The following is a 4378-nucleotide window of genomic DNA, read 5'->3' on the forward strand; positions in this document are numbered from 1 at the left end:
TATAGAAACAACCACTCTTAGCACTTTCGATTTATAATTCCTTACTATAACAAATTATACCATAATTTAACAATTAATAAAATATTTTAGCCCATTATTAATGATGGGCTTTTTTAATGTAAAGAAGGTGATAAAATATGCATTTTAATGTGAATCTCAAACAAATCCAAAGAGAGTATAATATAACCCTCCATAAAGTTAACAAAGAAATTCTAGGTGAAATTCCAATAGAATTTATAGATAGTTTAACTCGTAGCATTGATGGTACAGATGAAATTCAATTTACCATACCAAAATTTATAACAAATCGCTTTTCATTCCAAAAAATAATAAATCCATTGTATTATGAAGTAAGTAACGAACGGTTTATATGTGTAGATAATAAAGAGTATTTTGTAATAAAAGAAATAAAAGAAGATGGATATAAAAATAAAGTTATTAGAGCAACATCCGCAGAAGTTAAACTGGGTAAGATAAATTTAAACATTGAAGATATGGGACTACAGCTATTTACAGAAGATAAGGACGCTGGAATAATAAGTCTCAATGATTATATGAAAGAAGAAACTGGATGGACTTTAGGCAATGTAGATGATTCAATAGGTTATGAAACTACTGAGACAGGAGAAAAAAGAGAAAAGGTAAGGTGGCAAGAAAGTGTAGATAGTAATTGGCATGATTTTTTAATTAATGATATTAAAGAGGAATTTGGATGTGTAGTTCAGTTTGATACATATAACAAAAAAGTACATTTATATGATGTGGATAGCTTTGGAGACAATATAGAATTAGTATTATCTTATGATAACTATATAAAATCACATGAAAAGACTAGAAATTCAGATGAAATAGTCACTAGAATGACTTTAGTTGGAAATGAAGAAATGGACATCATTGGAGCTACTGTAACAGGATATAAATATATTGAAAACTACTCTTATTTTTTAGAAAATGGTGAGATGAGTAAAGACTTAGTTACTGCAATACTTAAGTATAATGAGATGATTAAGTTAAGAGAAGTTGAGTGGTTAAAATTAATAGATGAAAAGAATAAAAAGAAAAAAGAATTAAGGGACAATAAAAATAAACTCCAAGTAATCTACTCTACCATCAATGCACTATATAGTATTAAAAAGACATATGAGACAAATAAAGATACTATTAATGCTGCCAAAGTAGCAGCAGATATAACTAAGAATAATGATGAAAAAGTAATACTTGAAGTAACTATAAAAAATTTAGAACAACAAGTATTAGAATTAGAAGATAGTATAAAGCAAATAAACATATTGTGTAAGAGAGAAACCGCAACTAATGAAAATGGACAATTAATTTTTAATGAAATATTACTAGAAGAATTAAAAGAATTTATTTATTGTGATACTTATACAAATGATTCATTTTTGGAGGTTGAAGACTTAATTAAAACAGGTGAAAGAGAGTTAGAACTTAAATGTAGGCCAACTATTGATTGGACAATAGACTCTGTTAATTTTTTAAGTAGAATTATTAATATGGAGTTTAGACAACATTGGAATGGATCATTAAGTGTAGGAGACATAATTATATTTTATGATAGAAATGAAAATACTGAAGATATAATATATTTTGTTGGATATACACAAAACTTTAAAGATGGAAGTTTAAATTTGGATTTATCTAATAAGAAATTAAAGGAAGATAATACAAGAACTATTTCTGATTATTTAACTAAATCAAAACATACTATGGATTCAGTTAATAAGAAAAAGTACTTACTCAATAGACAAAAATTCAATAGAATGAATGTTCCAGAAAGTGTGGTGTCTTAATGGCAATATATGATAATAGTTATACACTAAGTTATATAAGAATAACAGGGTGTATAGTGACTTATAATGAAGAAGTTTATACTGTACAGGATGAATCAACAAATAGAAAGTATATATACTGGAATGTAGATAATCCTTATAAGCTTGAAACTTCTAACTTGATGTTGGATAGAAGTAATAAAAGGTTTTTAATAGTTATAAATGATAATGGAATCCATACTGAAGTACCTAATGATAGTGATATATTTAGTATAAGCTATGATGGAGATGCAAAGAAAAATATACAAAAAGATATCTATGCTTTATATGAGACAGATAAAGAATTTGGAGATAGATTTATAATTGTAGAAAAAGATATAGATGGAATACACCAAACAGTTGGGGCTATACAGGAAGATGCTAAAAACATAAAAGAAAATATCTCAGTTATAGACCAAAAAGCAGATAATATAAATATATTTGTAAAGGAAGTAACTAAAAATTTTAATGATTCTAGTGAACTTACTAAGTTAAGAGAAGATACAAATAAACTTATAATTAAACTTAACTCTGATTTAGGATTATTTAATTCTAATATCAATGAATATTTTAAAGATGATGAAGTCACAGATATTGAAAAAGCTCAAATAGAGACTGAAATAAACTTATTGAATACAGATAAAACAAGTTTATATACTCAAATACAAAAAATAATTGATAGATGCCAATCAAATAGTGATAGTACAAGTATTGCTGCAATTAATACTTCTAAAACAGCTTTAGACAATACACATAATAATCTTAAAACAATAATTAATTCAGTTATATCTGATAATATAATCACTCCTTCAGATGTAATTCTAGTTACAAATGGATTCGCAAAGTATAATTTAAAGGTTAATGAACTAAAAAATACTCTTGATGGTGTATTTCTTAAAGGTATGGGTGGAAGTGTTTCAGAGGAATTTTCTCAAATAAATGCTACAGCTAAAGAAATAAAACTAGAAGTAGCGAAAGTGGATGGTGCAACTAAAACAAATGCTGCTCAAATTAAATTAACTAAAGATGATATAACAATGATGGTCACTAGAAATGGTAGTGGCTCAATTGTAGGGATTAAACCTGATAAAATTCAATTTGGATTTAATGATATATCCGATTATGTTGTTATAAGTAGGTCTGGTTTAACTGTTAACCAAGGAGCTGTCGCATGTGATATATTAACCACTCCATCTGGTCATGAACCAATAATCCGATTATTTGGAAGCAGTCGGTCTGGATTTGCAATAGATGCAAGACAGTCTGATGGTTCTAGTCAAGCATCAGCAATAAGACTTAAATATGATAGTAATAATTATTTTTGGGTAGGATATGATACGGCTGAAATATATGTTGACGGAGAAGAACATTTTATAGTTGAGAAAGATGATACGTTTATAAGATGTGGAGGGGCTACATTTGCTTTTACAAATGGAGAAAGATTATCAGATACAGGTTATTCATTCTATCCAGAACGTTCTGTAACCGACCTTGGATGCAACCAATATAAATGGAGACATATATACTCTCGTTCGACTCTTAGTGAATCTGATAAAAAATTTAAAGAGAATATAGTTTACATAAAAGACATCAAGAATAGGTCTCGTTCAAGTGTAATTCCAACTCCATTCTTAGATTTTATAAGAGACGAATTTAAACCTGCAACATTTGATTATATAGCGGAAAGAGATAGAGCCCTCGCAGATAGTCAAATAGGTTTTATTGCCAATGATTTTAAAGATAGCTATGTTGGAAAAACATTTCTATATGATTTTGGAGAAGAAAATGGATTAATGTTTAGTCCATCTGGTTATACAACAGTTGTAGCTACCGCACTTCAAGAGGATATACAAAAAAGAGAAGAATTAGAAATGATAGTTAGTGAATTATATGAGAAAGTTAATAAATTAGGAGGGAAATAAAATGGAAGTAAATATACAAAATGCATATACAATAGCGATAGAAGAAATAAAGAATTTACATAGTGAGCTTATATTACATAAAGCACTTAATATGCAACAACAAGAAGAAATAAATAATCTTAAAAAAGAGTTAGAAGAAGCAAAACAAAATAAAGAACAGTAGGATGTGATACTTTTGAAAAATTATGAAATAAAGAATCATACTATAGAAGTCGATTTTAGTAATTATAGGATAAACAAAAGATTACTAGACTATTTTATTTACAATGAAAATGATGTTAAAACAGCTTATATTGAAGCAATACTAAAAAATAAAGATGAAATAATAGATTTATCTGAATATGATAGAGTTTTAGTTAGCATCACAAAAAGTGACGGATTTAAAGTCAATGGTGAATGTGAAGTTGTAGATGCAGAAAATGGTGTTGTAGAAATAGAACTTAGTAGACAAGCATTATCTAGTGTTGGTATAAATACATTTCAATTATCTCTTGTAAAAGATGGTACCCTACTTAATACCAGCAACCTTTATTATAGAGTCGAAGAAGGTATGATAAATGATGATGACATTACTTCGACTGATGAGTATGGAGTCTTATTAGTCTTAATATCTCAAGCTGAGGAAAT

At 27.7% G+C, this 4378-nt stretch carries 4 protein-coding genes; all 4 read left to right on the plus strand.

The genetic code is table 11. The features are described from left to right. Nucleotides 1-137 precede the first annotated feature (137 nt). Entirely contained in the window at nucleotides 138-1811 is a 1674-nt protein-coding gene (locus IC219_RS21030) for a phage tail protein (RefSeq protein WP_227436968.1), read from the plus strand. Further along, nucleotides 1811-3751: a tail fiber domain-containing protein gene (locus IC219_RS21035; protein ID WP_227436970.1), complete on the plus strand. Its 1941-nt coding sequence runs from the start codon at nucleotides 1811-1813 to the stop codon at nucleotides 3749-3751. Before IC219_RS21030 ends, IC219_RS21035 begins: the two co-directional genes overlap by 1 nt. 1 nt (nucleotide 3752) lies before the next feature. After that, nucleotides 3753-3914 (plus strand): hypothetical protein, encoded by a 162-nt coding sequence (locus IC219_RS21040; RefSeq protein ID WP_227436972.1) that lies wholly within the window; start codon nucleotides 3753-3755, stop codon nucleotides 3912-3914. A 12-nt stretch (nucleotides 3915-3926) separates the two neighbouring features. Next, nucleotides 3927-4378: BppU family phage baseplate upper protein (locus tag IC219_RS21045; RefSeq protein ID WP_227861677.1), on the plus strand; the 452-nt coding region annotated here is incomplete at its 3' end.

The sequence above is a fragment of the Clostridioides sp. ES-W-0018-02 genome (assembly GCF_020658175.1).
Taxonomy (GTDB): domain Bacteria; phylum Bacillota; class Clostridia; order Peptostreptococcales; family Peptostreptococcaceae; genus Clostridioides.

Coding starts and splice junctions, on each gene's coding strand:
- IC219_RS21035 (WP_227436970.1), top strand. CDS start 1,811: ATGGCAATATATGATAATAGTTATACACTAAGTTATATAAGAATAACA.
- IC219_RS21030 (WP_227436968.1), top strand. CDS start 138: ATGCATTTTAATGTGAATCTCAAACAAATCCAAAGAGAGTATAATATA.
- IC219_RS21040 (WP_227436972.1), top strand. CDS start 3,753: ATGGAAGTAAATATACAAAATGCATATACAATAGCGATAGAAGAAATA.